We start from the raw sequence: 17,042 nt of genomic DNA, 5'->3' as shown, positions 1-17,042 counted from the left end.
CACCGTTTACGGTGGTGTAAGCCACGCGGTGTGCTTCGCTCAGAGTGTTAGGGAAGTGCAGGTCCAAGAGGAATAAACCACTGTTGCTAATCATAAGTTAATCAATAATTCACTGAGCAATTAACTTGTTTGTTGATGACGCTGTTGTTACGTACGTGAATTTGATAAGGATGAGTGGGTATCCTTGTTGCGCCCTCTGTCTTCTTCAGTGTAGGTAAGGTCTGAAGATGAAGAGATAAAGCCCCTCGTTAGTTAATCATAAGCTAATCAGTAGTTCACTCAGCAATTAACTTGTGTGTCTATGGATTATATAGACTTACTTGATAATACTGCACTCAGTAGCTCACTCACTAATATGTTATCTCGTTTTTCATCATGTTAGCTCCCGGCATAGTGCCTTTTCTCATCAGAAATCTTATGCTACACCTGGTTATTATTAATCAAGAATCCACTGAGCAACTAACTTGAGTGATCACATTGCTTATTGTTTTCGCGCTTTTTATCGCCCTATTGATTGTGGTTATGCATAGATAGTCGCTATAGCGATAAATCTATTTATGGAGTAGATAGGTTAAAAGAGAGATGATTTTCATTTACGGCTATTTTTTATCTAATTAGTAATCGATAAATTACGATCTATTAAAAATAATAATGACTTTACGTAATTATTTGGCTTGTTTGTTCTGAACCCGTTATATAATACTTATCAGTTTAATGGTTTTTATGGTGCTAATTAATCCACCTATAATGCCCATTGTTTCAGCAATAAATTCATTAATATCAGTTGATAAAAGAAAATTAACCAATTTTGCTTATATGTAAACTGGCTATTTTATTTACAAATGTTATATAAAAAAACACACAATTGTTTATTTTTTTATATAAAAATTGTTAAATTGATGTTTCATTTACTTACATTTATACTGTTTTAAAGTAGTTAATGGCGTATCTAGTTATCACGTTATAGATGAAGTTTGCTTATAAGTGAAATTTTCAAAGGAAAGAAACTCGCATCTTGATATGAAAGATAGGCCGACTAAACAAGTTATACCTTCTTATGCGTTGTATTTCTTGTAAACAATACCTCTGTACCAAAGGTGGATCACATGAATAAAACCAAAAGCGCTAACCATAGAATTTTTGACCAAATCCTTTCTGTGAATAACCAGAAAGAGAATGAGTTCAACAATGGCCAAGATGGTGCAACGATTCTTTCTTTATTAGTGATGTTTTTTGTCCCTTTTTTACTGCTAAATACCGCAAGAAATTTCGTTGGAATTGAGTATAGTTTTGCATTTGTTGTGGGGATGCTAGCAATCAGTGGAATTATCACTGTAGCATTGTTTAAAATGCTAAAATTGGGTTCCCAATTTGCAGATAAGCATGTTGTATTAGACCAATTACTTTCTCGTTATACGCCGAAAAATAAACAAGAATTCAAAAAATTACAAGAAGAGAGAAAAACAAATTCAGTTGAGTTTTATTCACTTGTAGAAAATTGGGCTGATGTAGAAAGGCAACACTACGCAAGATAGCAACGAATAACGAAAATAAAAATAAATTCTTAAATATTATCAATATCCTTCTTTTCTCTATGTAGAAAGAAGGATTTTTTTGTCTTAGTGAACTTATTATGACTTTTATTCAGGCAAGAGATAAGGATAGATAATTATAACCACCCGCGTAGAGGGTGCTTTGCAAGGGCTTGCTACCAACTGTGCCGAAATGACGCTGCTTTCTCTTTGTTCAAGCTGAGTGTCTTTGTTACTTTGGCCTACCCCTTGAATGGGGCTACATGCTCTTTTGTACTTAGTTTATCCGCGATTAAATCTAACTTTTCTTACTCTCTGATATACTTCTGGATTGTCGCTTCATTTAGCCCTACCGTACTGTAGCCTTCCGACCAAAACTTCCTATTGCTAAATTTATATTTTAAATTCGTATGTCTATCAAAGATTATCAATGAACTTTTACCCTTCAAATATCCCATAAAGCTTGAGTCACTTAGCTTTGAGGGAATACATGACTAACATGTGAACATGGTCTGGCATCAGATGCCCTTCGATTATTTCAACATCTTTCCTTATTTAATTTACGAATATTAGCTTAAACATCTATATCATAACGGAAAGGTGTTTTTCTTGGCTCCATCCGCAAAGCCATAATAAAAAAACGGCTCGATATTCTGAGCCGTTTTCGGTGGCAATTAAGTGAAACTTAGTGAGATTTACCTTGTTCAATACCTAAGCCAATTTGTGAACGAACAAACTGCTCTTTAAAGCGTTCTCTTTCCATTCTGCCTTGTTCTGAGTTATCCGTAATAGAGAATAACCAAGATGCGAAAAACGCGACAATCATAGAGAATAATGCAGGGTATTCATAAGGATAGATAGGTTTGTCATGGTGTAGGATGCCAACCCAAATCGTTGGTCCTAAAATCATTAAGACGACAGCCGTAATCAGCCCTAACCAACCCCCTGCTAATGCACCGCGAGTGGTGAGTTTGCGCCAGTACATCGACAGTAAAATAATGGGGAAGTTACAGCTTGCTGCGATGGAGAAGGCTAAGCCAACCATGAAAGCAATGTTTTGTTTTTCAAACAAAATACCTAAACCAATTGCGACAAAACCTAAGATAACAACCGTAATTTTTGAGACTCGTAACTCGTCTTTTTCGTCGGCTTTACCATTTTTCATTGCCATCGCATAAAGGTCATGGGATACCGCTGAAGCACCAGCAAGTGTTAAACCCGCAACAACCGCAAGAATTGTGGCGAAAGCAACCGCAGAAATAAAGCCAAGGAAGAAGTTACCACCTACAGCATCAGCAAGGTGAACCGCAGCCATATTGGTACCGCCTATCAACGCGCCTGCAGCATCTTTAAATGCAGGGCTTGAGCTGACAAGGACAATTGCACCGAAACCAATAATGAAGGTCAATATATAGAAGTAGCCGATAAACCCCGTCGCATAGAACACGCTCTTACGGGCTTCTTTTGCATCACTCACTGTGAAGAAGCGCATAATGATATGAGGAAGACCCGCCGTACCGAACATCAAGGCTAAGCCGAGTGATAAAGCGGATATTGGGTCGGAAACGAGTCCCCCTGGGCTCATAATGGCAATACCATTTTTATGAACGGCAACGGCTTCTTTAAATAAGGTATTAAAGTTAAAGCCGACGTGCTTCATGACCATTACTGCCATGAATGTCGCACCTGCTAATAATAAAATTGCTTTGATGATTTGTACCCATGTGGTTGCTAACATTCCACCAAACAGAACGTACAGCACCATCAAGATACCGACAATAACAACTGCAACATGGTAATTAAGACCGAATAATAATTCGATTAATTTACCTGCGCCTACCATTTGAGCGATGAGGTAGAGTGCGACAACGACCAATGAACCTACCGCAGATAAAATCCGAATTGGTCTTTGTTTTAACCGGTAAGATGCCACATCGGCGAAAGTATAACGACCTAAATTACGTAAGCGCTCAGCAATTAAGAATAGAATGATCGGCCAGCCAATTAAGAAACCAATTGAGTAGATTAGCCCATCATAGCCAGAAGTATAAACCAGAGCGGAGATCCCTAAGAAGGAAGCGGCAGACATAAAGTCCCCAGCAATTGCCATCCCATTTTGGAAGCCTGTAATTTTCCCGCCTGCTGTGTAGTAATCAGAGCGAGAGCGCGTTCTTTTTGACGCCCAGTAAGTGATATATAACGTAAAGCCAACGAACAACAAGAACATCACAATAGCTTGAATATTGACAGGCTGACGTTCAACATCCCCTGTCAATGCATCGGAAAATGCCATTGATGAGGTAAAAAAGAGAATGAGTGAGAGCAAATATTTCATTTTTCTACCTCTTTTAAAATTTCGGCCGTTAAACGGTCGTATTCACCATTAGCACGGATAACGTATAGCCCGGTTAACACAAACGAAATGACGATCAGCCCAACACCCACAGGGATCCCCCTTGTAATGTATGAACCTTCCGCGATTGGTGTACCTAACCAGCTAGGGTCAAAAGCGATAAGAAAAATAAAACCAACATACAGGACAAGCGTTATTGCTGATAACAACCATGAAAAGCGACTACGTTTTCTAACCAGTTCTTTGAAGCGAGGGTTATCCTCTACCTTTTCGTAAGCAGTAGCATTCATCAGAGTTCTCCTCTGTTATACTCGTCATACTTCAAGTTGCAGCTTTGTTGACTGCACTCACTCTCACGAGTTACATACTTATGTATGCTCCTCGTGATTCGTTCGCTTGTCGCCTAGCTGCACCTCGAATTATTTAGAGTAAACCATCTTGTTGGGATGTATGTAAGGCCGCCTCTATGAGTTGGCCTTTTGGCGTTATGACATACTCATAGACTGTTTTTCTTCGAGTAGTTTTTCGACAACACCTGGATCTGCCAGCGTGGAGGTATCTCCAAAGTTGCTGGTGTCCCCTGATGCAATTTTTCGTAGGATACGGCGCATGATTTTACCGGAACGGGTTTTTGGCAAAGAATCCGTCCAGTGAAGAACATCCGGCGTTGCGATTGGGCCAATTTCTTTACGCACCCAATTACGAACTTCGGTATACAGCTCAGGAGAGGGTTCAACCCCAGATATTAATGTGACATAGGCATAGATTGCCTGACCTTTAATATTGTGAGGAATACCGACCACCGCGGCCTCTGCCACTTTTGGATGCGAGACGAGGGCAGATTCAATCTCTGCGGTACCTAAACGGTGGCCAGAGATATTCAATACATCGTCAACACGACCTGTGATCCAGTAATAACCATCTTCATCACGACGAGCGCCATCACCACTAAAGTACATGCCTTTAAAGGTAGAGAAATAGGTTTGCTCGAAGCGTTCGTGATCGCCAAATAAAGTACGGGCTTGCCCTGGCCATGAATCGACAATCACTAAGTTACCTTCGGTTGCCCCATCGATAGGTTCACCGAGGTTGTCCACGAGTGCAGGACGGACGCCAAAGAAAGGCAATGTTGCGGAACCCGGTTTTAACATAGTTGCACCCGGCAGTGGGGTGATCATAAAACCACCCGTTTCGGTTTGCCACCATGTATCGACCACTGGGCAACGGCTGTTACCAATTTTCTTGTAGAACCATTCCCACGCTTCAGGGTTAATTGGTTCGCCAACAGAACCAAGAATACGTAATGAGCTACGGTCAGTACCTTCAATCGCTTTATCGCCTTCCGCCATTAATGCACGGATAGCTGTTGGTGCGGTATAAAGAATATTGACTTGGTGCTTATCAACGACCTGACTCATTCGGTTAACCGATGGGTAATTTGGTACACCTTCAAACATAACGGTTTTTGCGCCATTGGATAATGGCCCATAGAGTAAATAGCTATGGCCCGTTACCCAGCCCACATCGGCAGTACACCAGTAAACTTCCCCAGGATGGTAGTCAAAGGTATATTTAAATGTGAGTGTGGCATAAACCAGATAACCCCCTGTGGAGTGCAGAACGCCTTTGGGTTTACCTGTTGAGCCGGAGGTATACAGAATGAACAGCGGGTCTTCTGCGCTCATTTCTTCTGGTGGGCAATCAGCGCTAACCCCTTTAGTGGCATCATGCCACCATAAGTCGCGGCCTTCGACCCAGCTTGGGGCATTACCTGTGCGTTGGTAGACAATGACGCTTGCAACGGTGGTGACTTGCGGATTAGCTAATGCGTCATCCACATTTTTTTTCAGTGGGATTGCGCGGCCTGCACGTAAGCCTTCATCAGCAGTGATAATCAGCTTCGCTTTACAGTCAATAACGCGACCAGAGACCGCCTCAGGAGAGAAACCGGCAAAAATGACTGTATGGATAGCACCGATGCGTGCACACGCTAGCATAGCTACGGCAGCTTCGACGACCATTGGCATGTAAATCGCCACGACATCACCTTTGCGGATGCCTTGTTTCTTTAAGACGTTAGCAAACTGGCTAACATCATGATGCAGTTCACGGTAAGTGACATTTTTTGATGATGACGGGTCATCACCTTCCCAAATAATCGCTACTTGGTCGCCTTTTTCAGCCAGATGGCGGTCCAAACAGTTTGCACTTAGGTTTAACGTGCCATCTTCAAACCAACGGATATCAATATGCCCGGGGTCAAAAGAGGTGTTCTTAACACGGGTGTACGGTTTAATCCAATCAACGATTTTTCCTTTTTCGCCCCAAAATCCTTCAGGGTCTTGAATCGAGCGTTGGTACTCATCGTTATACTGTTGTTCGGTAATCAGGGCATTTTTTGCAATTTCAGCAGGAACGGGATGTTTAGTTATTTGAGTCATATTATTATCTCCTTGCAGATGTTAATACTATGTCAAAAAACGGTTAACTAAAGCACGAAATATAAATTTGTTTTTCTTTTGCGCGGAAGATCACGTATTAATTGTAATGAGATTTGCAGGATTATCATTTGATGCTAAATCCCATATTGGAATATAACACTAAAAATATTGAAAATGTTAGATGTAAAGAAAAATAAACCGTGGGGATATTGGTATTAGTTACTGTATAAACGAATTCTTATAGGGAATACAAAAGACCACAATTTAATCATGGGTTTGATAATGATTTTCATTAACAGTAAAATAACTATAATAGAGAGAAATTCACAAGGTGCGAAACTACGCAAGTGCCATACCCTATGAACCTTGTGGTGAAAATGAGAAACATAGTGGTATTTACGTCACTGGAGACAATAAAATGAGTTATACATTACCTGCTTTACCTTATGCTTATGATGCGTTGGAACCACATTTTGACAAACAAACCATGGAAATCCACCACACTAAGCACCATCAAACCTATGTGACTAACACCAACACGGCGTTAGAGAAATTACCTGAATTAGCGGGTCTGGATATTGACGTTCTGATTCAAAAATTAGACCAAATTCCTGCTGATCAACGTACCTTCGTACGTAACAATGCGGGTGGTCACTCAAACCACAGCATGTTCTGGAAAGGTTTGAAATTAAATACTGAATTAAAAGGCGACTTAAAAGCCGCTATCGAGCGCGATTTTGGTAGCGTTGATGCATTCAAAGAGCTATTTGAGAAAGCAGCTGCAACTCGTTTTGGTTCAGGTTGGGCGTGGCTGGTTCTGAAAGATGACGGTAAATTAGCCGTTGTATCAACTGCTAACCAAGACAACCCATTAATGGGTGAAGCGATTTCTGGCGCTTCAGGCTACCCAATCGTCGGTTTAGATGTGTGGGAGCACGCATATTACTTGAAATTCCAAAACCGTCGCCCTGATTACATCAAAGCGTTCTGGTCAGTGGTTAACTGGGACGAAGCAGCGGCACGTTTCGCTTCAAAAGCTAAATAATTAGACTTTTTAATTAAGTCTTAATGGGCGTAGCATCGATGGTGCTGCGCCTTTTTTATTTGCGGCCCATTTGATTGTTATCTTGAGTGGCATTCTTTATGATGGAGGCTTCGTTACCAATTTATGTGGAGAGCGCCGCCCATGTCATTCCTACCCCAAGTCTTTATCGGTAAAGTCCAATCAACGCAATCTTGCGGTCGAAGTGCGATTCATAAACATGCGGCAGATGGGTTATTGATGTTGGGGCAGCTTGGGTTAGAGGGCGATGAGCAAGCAGAAACACGTTTTCATGGCGGGCCTGATAGAGCGCTTTGTCATTATCCTCGTGATCACTACGAATTTTGGCTGAATGCATACCCTGAACAAGAAGATTTGTTTATGGCATCCGCGTTTGGTGAAAATATATCCACACTGGGAATGACTGAAGATAACGTATTTATCGGTGACATCTATGCGTGGGGGGATGCGCGAATTCAGGTTACCCAACCTCGCTCACCTTGCTATAAGCTAAATGGTTTAACTGGCGTGGAAAACTTTGCCCAAATCATGCAAGACAACGGCCGCTGTGGGTGGTTATATCGTGTGATTAAAACGGGGAATGTTAGTGCTAATTCACCATTAACGTTATCAAGTCGCAACAGTGATGTTTCAGTACAAGAGGCGATAATGATTGCATTTCACGCCCCTTATGATGAGCAGCTGTATCATAGGCTCCTCAGTGCAGCGGGGTTATCTGCCAGTTGGAGCCTAACGATGCAAAACCGCCTTGATAATCATCGTATTGAAGAATTTAACCACCGTTTATTTGGTAAACGCAGTTAGGATTGACCGATAAACTGCTGGTACCAAGGCGTACCAGCCATAAGCTCTGCATGGCTGCCCTGAGCAATAATCTCTCCATTTTCCATATAGACGATGTTATCTGCTAAACATGCAAGGTGTGGATGGTGAGTAACTACAATGCGAGTTTGCTGATCCGCTTGAGTTATTAAAGAAATCACGGAAGCAGCATTGATGGTATCAAGGCTTGCTGTTGGTTCATCCATTAAAACGATATCTGGGTGGCGCAGAAATAGCCGTGCAATGCCTAGACGCTGTTTTTGCCCACCAGAAAGTGCCGTGCCACTCGCGCCGACGTCTCGGTTTAAAAAATCAGGAATATCTTCAAAATTTAACTGTGACAGTAATATGTTAACCTCTCGGTCATCAATATTTGCGTCTTCTAATGTTAAGTTTTGGTGTACGCTACCGCGAAATAGTGCGCTGTCTTGCAATAAAACCCCACGCTTTGAACATAATGCTTCTTGCGATAATTCCATCAGGTTTTTATTACCGTAACTGACAGAGCCTTGAGTCGGGTCTTGTAGACGAGCGAGTAAACTTAAGAGTGTGCTTTTCCCTGCGCCAGATGGGCCAACGACAGCCGTGAAAGTATTATGAGCAAAATTGACGGTAATGTTATTTAAAATTCGTTTCTTTTTATCATGATAGAAAGATAATTGTTGGCAACGGACATCATTATTTTCAGGAGAAGGGGCTCGATAGGGAAATGCTAATTCAGGGGTAATCAATGCGGATTCGACCTGTTTAATCGATTGTTTTGCTTGCCTTAATGATTGATTTAAATGCGAAAGAAGCCAGAGCGGTTCAATAAACCGCGCTAATAACACCATCCCCGCTAACCATAAGCTTAATGGCATGTCACCTTGGCTTATTTTTTGAATGCCTAAATAAAACAACGCGATAAAAATGATTTGGATGGCGCCTGAAAACAGTAAATGGAATGGCAAGCTTTGACGCTGTAATTGTTTTTGTGTTTGGTACTGTGACGTTAACGCACTCGTGAGTTGCTGGTGCTGAGATTGGTTAACGCCTGTTCGGCGGATGAGCGGCTGGTGGAGTGCAAATTGGTCGAGTTGATGAATGACATCTTGTTCAGATGCCTGGGTTTGTTGTTCAAAAAAAGCCATTTTTTGGCCACAAAGGCGTAAGGTAGATAATAAAACCAATCCTATAAATAAAAGCACGCATCCAAAAATAGGTTGGTAGATAAATGCGCCCAATACGACAGTGAATGGCGTGATTAGCCCGCTAATTATGGGATGCAATAAATGCGCAGGGACAGACATAATGTGTGAAACAGGCCCAGCCACTAAGTGATTGGCATTTTTGATCGGCTGTAATGACAAGGGTAAGTGGCGGATTAACGCGTTAGCAAGGTAGCGCATCACTAATCCACCCGCTAAGTAGCCTTTTTGGGTGGCAATAAAGGTGATCAGGAGGGATATCAGGCTGCACACCGCCAGTAAAGTCATCGGTATCATCATGGTGCCTAACGACCAACTGAAAAGAACATACACCAGTAATAACCCGCTTATTCCATCTAAGATAGCGGCGAATACCATCCAAAAAATGGCGCTGCGTACCGTATACAATAAGGACTTAAGCATGGTTTTCCTCCAAGGCGCGCAGTAATTGCTGATAATCTATTGATGTTTTGGCTAACTCTTTGTGGGAGCCTTGCGCAATCAGCTGGCCTTCTTTCAGTAATAAAACACGATTAGCGAGGTTTAAGCTGCCTAGATGATGCGTCACGAATACGCAGGTTCGCGATTCAGCATGTAATAGAGATAACACTTGCTGAGCATTTTGTGGGTCAAGTGCAGAGGTGGGTTCATCGAACAATAATAAGGGGGCAGGGGATAACAAGGCTCGTGCAATGGCAAGTCGCTGGGATTCCCCACCAGATAACGCCATCTCTTTTCCAATTATGCTGTCGAGGCCTTTAGGGGACTGCTGCACCAACGGCAATAAATTGAGAGCTTCAAGGTAGTGGTTCATGTCACTTTCCGTGGCGTTAGGGGCGAAAAGTTGTAAGTTTTCCCTTAACGAGCAGGGCATAGGCTGCGGGTTTTGCATCACAATGGCTATTTGTTGATTTAACGTGGCTAACGAAAGCTCTGGAAGCGGTGTTTGGTTAAATAAAACAGTGCCTTGTGTAGGGTCTAAAAAGCGCGCCATGAGTTGCAATAGTGTACTTTTCCCTGCCCCTGATGGCCCGACTATTGCGATGAGTTCACCGTCTGTAATATCGATATCAACCTGAGATAAAAGGGTTTTGTCACCAAGCACAACACTGATTTGAGCCAGTTGGAGGTGGCAAGAGGTTGTGTCGAGCATTTTTTTGCCGTACTGCATTTCTGGCTCATTTAGTAATTTCTCAATACGCTGTGATGCACTGACCGCAAGGTTTAATGCGTCAGCACCGTGCCCCATAGCAGCGACAGGTGCTGCAAGGCTTTGTATTAAGAGAATAAATAAAATGACCTGAGCGAGTGAAATAGGGCCGGGAAGTAATATTGTCCCCAAAACGACCCAGAAAGACAGTAAGGTGGCACTGATGCCGATTTGAGTGAGCGAACTTAATGCACCAATTTTACCAATCCAACGCATAAAAGCACTTTCAAAACCTTGCAGTGCGAGTGATGCTCGTTTTTGTATCCCTTGATTTGGATATTGCCTAGCGAATAACGGGTTATCGGCTAATTCAGCATATTGGCTATAGAGGTGCCCCATGGTTTCATTACGAGCTATATATAAGTGTTGGTAGTGTGGTGCTCGCATTGCGCGGAACAAAAAAACTGCGGCGACCAAAGGAATAAGACAAAAAAGTGTGAGTGATACGCTTTGCCACAGCAAAATAAGCGTGGCGGCAACAGGCACCACCATCAATTTGGTGAGATCCGCAGGTGCGTGAGCGGTTAATTGGTGGAGGTAGCGGACATCACGGTCAATCACTTGTGAAACGCCGTCTCTGCCTTGTTGAGTAAAGTGGTTTAAAGGTAATTTACCTATCTTATCAAGTAGCCGTAATCGCAATTGGTGGCACAGGCGGCTATCTGTTTGGTGTGTGAGGTACATGGCAATAGTTTGGCAAACTAACCAGGCTATCCCTCCAATGGAGGCGATAATAACCCAGTTACCATATTGATGAACGGGTGATACGGCAACTTGGCTGATGGCCACCCATGGGATGAGAGAGCAAAGACCTGCGATGGCTTGTAAAATAACAGCAACCAGTAAAATTGAGCGATAGGGACGAAGCAATGTCCTAAGTGCGCGGTACATACAAAACCTCCATAGCGAATCTATCACTGTAATTTATTTCACTTTATTTAAGGGATTTAGTTGTTTTGCTTACCAGACTATTTGTTTTGTTTGCAGGGCAGAAAAGGGTGACGTTTCCTGTGTTTTGAGTAAGATAACGAAATGACACCGTAAGAGGGTTGGGGAAAGTAAGATGCAATATGATTTAAATGACCTCTATTATTACGTCAAAGTGGTCGAACATGGCGGCTTTTCCCAAGCGGGTTTAGCATTAGGGATCCCAAAATCTAAGCTCAGTCGGCGTATTGCCGATTTAGAGCAAAAGCTCAATGTTTCATTGATTTACCGTTCAACACGCCAATTCCATGTTACGGAAGTTGGCCAAGTATTTTATCAACAGTGTAAGAATGTGGTGGATGAAGCAGAAATTGCCCATGAACTTATTTGCTCTGTACAGTCCCACCCTAAAGGTACCATTAAGCTTTCATGCCCTGTGGCGCTATTGCAGGTTTATTTGAATGAGATGCTGGTGGACTTTATGGTGCAATATCCAGATATCGATATTCAAATCTTAGCGGTCAACCGCCCCGTTGATGTGATCAGTGAAGGGTTAGATTTGGCCATTAGAGTGCGTTCTTTGCCTCTTGATGATTCAGGACTAATGATGAAAGTGCTGGGGTATTCACGCAGGATATTGGTTGCAAGCCCACAGTTATTCGCAGAGCAAGGTGCACTAATTGAGCCTGAAAAATTGGTAGATTACCCTATTTTGGCAAATACGGAACATTCGCAGAATTACACTCTAACCCTAAAAAACAGTGATGATCTCAGCTTTACGCAGCATTTTACTCCTAAATTGGCGACAACTGATGTGCTGACTTTGTACCGTGCTGCACTCAAAGGAATTGGTATTGCGAGGTTACCTTATGGGGTGGTGGAAAAGGAAATTGTGTCGGGGGAACTGGTGGAAGTGTTGCCTGAATGGCGTTTCCCTGAAGATATTATTCATGCGGTGTATCCTTCTCGCAAAGGGTTGTTACCATCCGTACAATTATTACTGAATTATTTGGCTGATAACATTTCGCCGTCAGTAAAATAAAAATCCCCCGATAGCTTAGTGCTACCGAGGGATAATGCGTTATTTATTGCGTTTCAGGAATACGACCAAATTTACCACTGTTGAAGTCATTTACGGCTTCGTTAATTTCTTCCATACTATTCATAACAAATGGGCCATAGCCAACAACAGGCTCATCAATTGGGTCACCGCTTAATAGCAGCACTAATGCGTCTTCTGTTGCTTCTAACACAATATTGCTCTGCGTATCATCAAGGATCATTAGCTCTCCTTCGTTTAAGGCTGAACGCCCATCAACAAATATCGAGCCGCGCAGCATCACTAATCCCACATTGCGGCCTGATTTAGTCTGAATACCGACTGTTTTGCCTTTATTGAGCTGTAAATCCCAAACATCTAATGGGGTAAAGGTTCTTGCTGCGCCTTTATGGCCTAAATAATCCCCCGCGATGACACGCAGTGTGCCGGCTTCATTGGGCAGCGTGACTTTCGGCATCGTTTGGCTTTCCAATAGCTGATAGCCTGGTGCGGCGGATTTGTCTTTTGCAGGCAAATTGACCCACAATTGCACCATATCAAGGGTGCCGCCTTTTTTCATAAAGTCATCAGACTGGTATTCTTGATGTAAAATACCCGATGCCGCTGTCATCCACTGAACATCCCCTGGACCAATGACACCACCTTCCCCTGTTGAGTCGTGGTGAGCAACTTCCCCATCATAAACGATCGTGACGGTTTCAAACCCGCGGTGTGGGTGTTCACCGACCCCGCGATTAGCTGCATCTGAGCTTGGGAATGCAAATGGCCCCGCCCTATCGAGTAATAAGAAAGGGTTCAGGTATTTCCCGTGGTTGCTGTAGCTAAACATTGAGCGAACAGGGAAACCATCACCAACCCAATGGCTCCGTGGAGATTGATAGATACCAATAATTTTTTTCATGGTGAGACTCCGAATTCTGTTTTGATGTGCTAATCATAAAGCAGTGGAAAAACGTCGAGTAGTGGCAAAAATAGGTTTCATTGTTCCAATAAAAGAACAATCAGAGTTAAGGTTATAATCCTATTTATAGAACAGTGTTTATCAAAACTCGGACTACTCAGCCTTAAATCGATGGATTAATCTAAATAACACGAAAACGGAGCGGGTATCGTTCTATTTTTCATTCTAAATAGATTTCTTACTTCATCGATTGAGAGGCTTTATTATGAGTATTCCAGCAAATTTTAATGGTCAGCGTCCTGTTATTAACCCGAACGATGCGGTGATGTTATTAATTGATCACCAAAGTGGGCTTTTCCAAACGGTCGGTGATATGCCGATGACTGAATTGCGTGCTCGCGCTGCGGTACTGGCAAAAATGGCTTCACTAGCGAAAATCCCAGTGATCACCACGGCTTCTGTACCACAAGGCCCAAATGGCCCTCTGATCCCTGAGATTCACCAAAATGCCCCTCATGCACAATACATCGCTCGTCGCGGTGAAATTAATGCGTGGGACAACCCTGAGTTTGTTGCTGCCGTGAAAGCAACAGGTAAAAAACAGCTGATTATTGCAGGCACCATCACTAGCGTTTGCATGGCTTTCCCTGCCATTAGTGCTGTGATGGATGGCTATCAAGTTTTTGTTGTGATTGATGCATCAGGCACTTACAGCAAAATGGCACAAGAAATTACATTAGCGCGCGTGGTTCAAGCAGGCGTAGTACCGATGGATACCGCGGCAGTTGCTTCTGAATTGCAAGGAACTTGGAACCGTGAAGACGCGGGCGAATGGGCGATGGCGTACACGCAAATTTTCCCTGCTTATCAATTACTGATTGAAAGCTATAGCAAAGCGCAGGACGTTTTGAAAAATAATGAACAATTAGATTCAGAACGCTAATCAACCCTGTAAATACTTAACTCACGAATTAAAGATAGCCTTTTAATACAAAAGGCTATCTTCTCTCACTCTATTTTTGGGATCATGTAATGAACAAAATAATATTGCCTTTATTTGCCTCTTTATTGGCCTTTGGAACCGCTCAGGCGGCTGACTATAAGTTAGACCCCACTCACACCAAAGCGGTGTTTTATATTGACCATTTCAATACTTCTACCAATAGCGGTGGATTTCATAATATCAGTGGGGATATGAGCTATTCACCTGAAAAATCAACCGGTAGTGTGAATGTTTCTATTCCCGTATCGACCTTAAATACAGGTTTGAGTGGTTTTGATAATCACATCAAAGGTCCTGATATGTTAGATGCGGCAAAGTATCCAACGATTGAATTTAAATCCACCCAATGGAATTTTGTTGATAATAAACCTGTATCTATTGATGGTGTGTTGACGATAAAAGGGCAATCTCATCCTGTTCAGCTTAAAATGACGAAATTTGGTTGTTATTTCAGCCCGATTTTTAAAGCCGATGTATGCGGTGGTGATTTTGAAACTACGATTGACCGTGCGCAGTGGGGTGTTGATTTCTTAGTGAAAGATGGTATGACCAAAAATGTCACCATCAAAATTCAAGCCGAAGCTATTAAGCAGTAAGTAATGGTGAATACAGGATTTTAATACTAATTAGTACGTAAAATAGGGTATAGCCAGTTGCCATTCAGTTATACCATGAGAAATATTTTTTCAACTATATATAGATATATATTTTGCATAGTAATAACTATCAATATTTGAAATATTCACTCTGACAGCGATGAAATACTCTCAGTGGGCCTAAAGAAGCACAATTAATTCATTTATTGAGAGGTTTTTACTATGGCTATACCGGCTAATTTTGATGGGCAAACTCCTGTTATTGATTCTAAAGATGTTGTTTTTATTTTTGTTAATCAGCAAAGTGGTACTTTGCAATCCGTGATTACGCCTACTGTTCCTGTATTACGTCAACGAATCGCAGCACTCAGTAAAGTGGCATCACTCTCTGATATTCCAGTGATAGCGTGCGCGACTAAAGTTGATAGTTTAATGGGACCAATTATTCCTGAGATTAGTCGCAACGCACCACATGCCCATACATTTTTTTATGATGACGAATTGATGGTTTGGGATAATAAGGAATTTGTTGAGTTAGTGAAATCAACAGGGAAAAAACAAATTGTGATTGCTGGTGGCTCGGTAAGTGTTGCGTTGGTAAATGCAGCATTAAGAGCGGTATCGGATGGATACCAAGTTTTTGCTGTTTTGGATGCGTCAGGGGCTAATACTGAACTGGAACGTCAAATTGCGGTATTACGTTTAATTCAAGTTGGTGTTGTTCCTATTGGTTCTTCCGCTGTGTTATGTGAGGTACAAAAGATGCGGAATGTGGATCACGAGATGGATTTGTATGACAATTTGAGAAGCATATCGCCAGCATATCAACTATTGTACGAAGCGAAATGTGGTAAAAATTCTTGATTATTAAGACTAAGAAGCGGGGGATCTCCCCGCTTTAATCGTATTAACAAACGGTGAACATGTGATAAATCTCATCGAGTTGTTCATCTTACCTAACATTTTGGTTGGCAAATATAGATCCAAGCGGGTGGGAAATTTAGGTATACGCGTTCTTTTGTGAAATCAAAATAGCGTTCAAACATAGGCTCACAGGCTTGTGTATATTGAAAAAGAACAAAAATACCTTGCTTTTGGGCTAAGCACTCACTGACCTTTTTTAGAATTCTCATGCTTGTTTTTGTCTCTAGCGATAAAAATGGTATTCCCGAAATAACCACATGGAACTCACCAAAAAGATGTTCAGCAGAGACAGGATTGATAATAACTCGGCTATCATTAATCTGTTGGAGTTGTGTAATAAAGGTTTCATTGATTTCATAAATATTCAATGACGTATTTACAGCGCATTTTTGTAATATATGTTTTGTGATAACACCATTCCCTGCTCCTATTTCCGCAATTTGGGTATGTTGATCCCAATCGATATGGGTAAGCATGGCATCGCACAGAGAGCGGGAAGAAGGCAGTAAAGTTCCCATTTCCTTTGGGGAGGTAATGAATTGTTCAATATAGAGTTTATATGTTCCAAATAGCTGTAATAACATAATACGCATATATTACTACCTCGGATAGTGGATTACGTTAGCCTCATAATGGCAGACCACATTCACTGCAAAACTTATCACTGATTTTGACGACTGATCGGCACTGCTGGCATTTCATCACATTGATATATTGCTGCTGAGTGTTTTCACGATAATACGGATCCCTATCACTGCCATGTTTGGATGAACGGTTATGTTTTGATGAATAGCCATGATTCGAGCGGCGAGTATTCTGTTTGAAACCAAATAGCCAACTAAAAAAAGACATATTTAATTCTCCTCTAGCGGTGGTAACCATAAACAGTTTAACGTTAGAGTTGACTCTAAGCTCAATAGAAAAATAGCGTTATTACAGTAGATTACAATTCATTACATTAGGTTATTATAAAATGAATTTAGCTGAATAAAGATGAGGAGGTAACAAAATTAGGGTCTTTAA

General features: G+C 41.8%; 15 protein-coding genes and 1 pseudogene. 7 read left to right on the top strand and 9 right to left on the bottom strand.

From position 1 onward, the window contains the following. Positions 1-1,106 precede the first annotated feature (1,106 nt). Positions 1,107-1,535 (top strand): hypothetical protein, encoded by a 429-nt coding sequence (locus ABWP91_RS18485; RefSeq protein ID WP_353244478.1) that lies wholly within the window; start codon positions 1,107-1,109, stop codon positions 1,533-1,535. A 239-nt stretch (positions 1,536-1,774) separates the two neighbouring features. Here ABWP91_RS18485 and tnpA read toward each other — a convergent pair. From tnpA to acs, 4 genes and pseudogenes are all read right to left on the bottom strand, one after another. Continuing rightward, positions 1,775-2,081: pseudogene (gene tnpA, locus ABWP91_RS18480) on the bottom strand (IS200/IS605 family transposase); the annotation flags it as partial. Between the two features lie 136 nt (positions 2,082-2,217). Beyond that, complete coding sequence (gene actP / locus ABWP91_RS18475; protein WP_353244477.1) at positions 2,218-3,867, bottom strand: cation/acetate symporter ActP; 1,650 nt, start codon at positions 3,865-3,867, stop codon at positions 2,218-2,220. Then, on the bottom strand, positions 3,864-4,175 hold the full coding sequence (locus ABWP91_RS18470; protein ID WP_353244476.1) for a DUF485 domain-containing protein: 312 nt from the start codon (positions 4,173-4,175) through the stop codon (positions 3,864-3,866). Before ABWP91_RS18470 ends, actP begins: the two co-directional genes overlap by 4 nt. 195 nt (positions 4,176-4,370) lie before the next feature. Next, positions 4,371-6,326: an acetate--CoA ligase gene (gene acs / locus ABWP91_RS18465; protein ID WP_353244475.1), complete on the bottom strand. Its 1,956-nt coding sequence runs from the start codon at positions 6,324-6,326 to the stop codon at positions 4,371-4,373. A gap of 418 nt (positions 6,327-6,744) precedes the next feature. Here acs and sodA point away from each other — a divergent pair, with 418 nt between their 5' ends. Together sodA and yiiM are read left to right on the top strand one after the other, a co-directional pair. After that, positions 6,745-7,371 carry a superoxide dismutase [Mn] gene (sodA, locus tag ABWP91_RS18460; RefSeq protein ID WP_353244474.1) on the top strand — a complete coding sequence of 209 codons (627 nt, stop codon included), beginning with the start codon at positions 6,745-6,747 and terminating at the stop codon, positions 7,369-7,371. Positions 7,372-7,512: 141 nt separating this feature from the next. Next, on the top strand, positions 7,513-8,193 hold the full coding sequence (gene yiiM / locus ABWP91_RS18455) for a 6-hydroxyaminopurine reductase (protein ID WP_353244473.1): 681 nt from the start codon (positions 7,513-7,515) through the stop codon (positions 8,191-8,193). On the opposite strand, the gene ABWP91_RS18450 is transcribed toward yiiM, so the two are convergent. Continuing rightward, positions 8,190-9,821: an ATP-binding cassette domain-containing protein gene (locus ABWP91_RS18450; RefSeq protein WP_353244472.1), complete on the bottom strand. Its 1,632-nt coding sequence runs from the start codon at positions 9,819-9,821 to the stop codon at positions 8,190-8,192. The two genes, yiiM and ABWP91_RS18450, sit on opposite strands and share 4 nt — an antisense overlap. Then, positions 9,814-11,499, bottom strand: coding sequence for an ABC transporter ATP-binding protein (locus tag ABWP91_RS18445; RefSeq protein WP_353244471.1), 1,686 nt, complete (start codon positions 11,497-11,499; stop codon positions 9,814-9,816). Before ABWP91_RS18445 ends, ABWP91_RS18450 begins: the two co-directional genes overlap by 8 nt. Before the next feature lie 172 nt (positions 11,500-11,671). Here ABWP91_RS18445 and ABWP91_RS18440 point away from each other — a divergent pair, with 172 nt between their 5' ends. Beyond that, positions 11,672-12,577, top strand: coding sequence for a LysR substrate-binding domain-containing protein (locus tag ABWP91_RS18440; RefSeq protein ID WP_353244470.1), 906 nt, complete (start codon positions 11,672-11,674; stop codon positions 12,575-12,577). A 43-nt stretch (positions 12,578-12,620) separates the two neighbouring features. Here ABWP91_RS18440 and ABWP91_RS18435 read toward each other — a convergent pair whose 3' ends face one another. Beyond that, positions 12,621-13,496 (bottom strand): pirin family protein, encoded by an 876-nt coding sequence (locus ABWP91_RS18435; protein WP_219245225.1) that lies wholly within the window; start codon positions 13,494-13,496, stop codon positions 12,621-12,623. A gap of 265 nt (positions 13,497-13,761) precedes the next feature. Here ABWP91_RS18435 and ABWP91_RS18430 point away from each other — a divergent pair, with 265 nt between their 5' ends. From ABWP91_RS18430 to ABWP91_RS18420, 3 genes are all read left to right on the top strand, one after another. Further along, positions 13,762-14,439 carry a hydrolase gene (locus tag ABWP91_RS18430; protein WP_353244469.1) on the top strand — a complete coding sequence of 226 codons (678 nt, stop codon included), beginning with the start codon at positions 13,762-13,764 and terminating at the stop codon, positions 14,437-14,439. 89 nt (positions 14,440-14,528) lie between these two features. Then, on the top strand, positions 14,529-15,095 hold the full coding sequence (locus ABWP91_RS18425) for a YceI family protein (RefSeq protein ID WP_353244468.1): 567 nt from the start codon (positions 14,529-14,531) through the stop codon (positions 15,093-15,095). Between the two features lie 222 nt (positions 15,096-15,317). Beyond that, positions 15,318-15,959, top strand: a complete 642-nt coding sequence (locus tag ABWP91_RS18420; RefSeq protein WP_353244467.1) for an isochorismatase family protein — start codon at positions 15,318-15,320, stop codon at positions 15,957-15,959. A 92-nt stretch (positions 15,960-16,051) separates the two neighbouring features. Here ABWP91_RS18420 and ABWP91_RS18415 read toward each other — a convergent pair whose 3' ends face one another. Next, positions 16,052-16,612: a class I SAM-dependent methyltransferase gene (locus tag ABWP91_RS18415; protein WP_353244466.1), complete on the bottom strand. Its 561-nt coding sequence runs from the start codon at positions 16,610-16,612 to the stop codon at positions 16,052-16,054. A 34-nt stretch (positions 16,613-16,646) separates the two neighbouring features. Continuing rightward, a complete protein-coding gene (locus ABWP91_RS18410; protein WP_353244465.1) occupies positions 16,647-16,871 on the bottom strand; it encodes a hypothetical protein in 225 nt (74 codons plus the stop codon). Positions 16,872-17,042 lie beyond the last annotated feature (171 nt).

Origin of the sequence: Providencia sp. (assembly GCF_040396775.1) — a bacterium.
Classification (GTDB): Bacteria; Pseudomonadota; Gammaproteobacteria; order Enterobacterales; family Enterobacteriaceae; genus Providencia.
The sequence above is the reverse complement of the archived record's forward strand: the minus strand, read 5'-3'. Positions and strand labels throughout refer to the sequence as shown.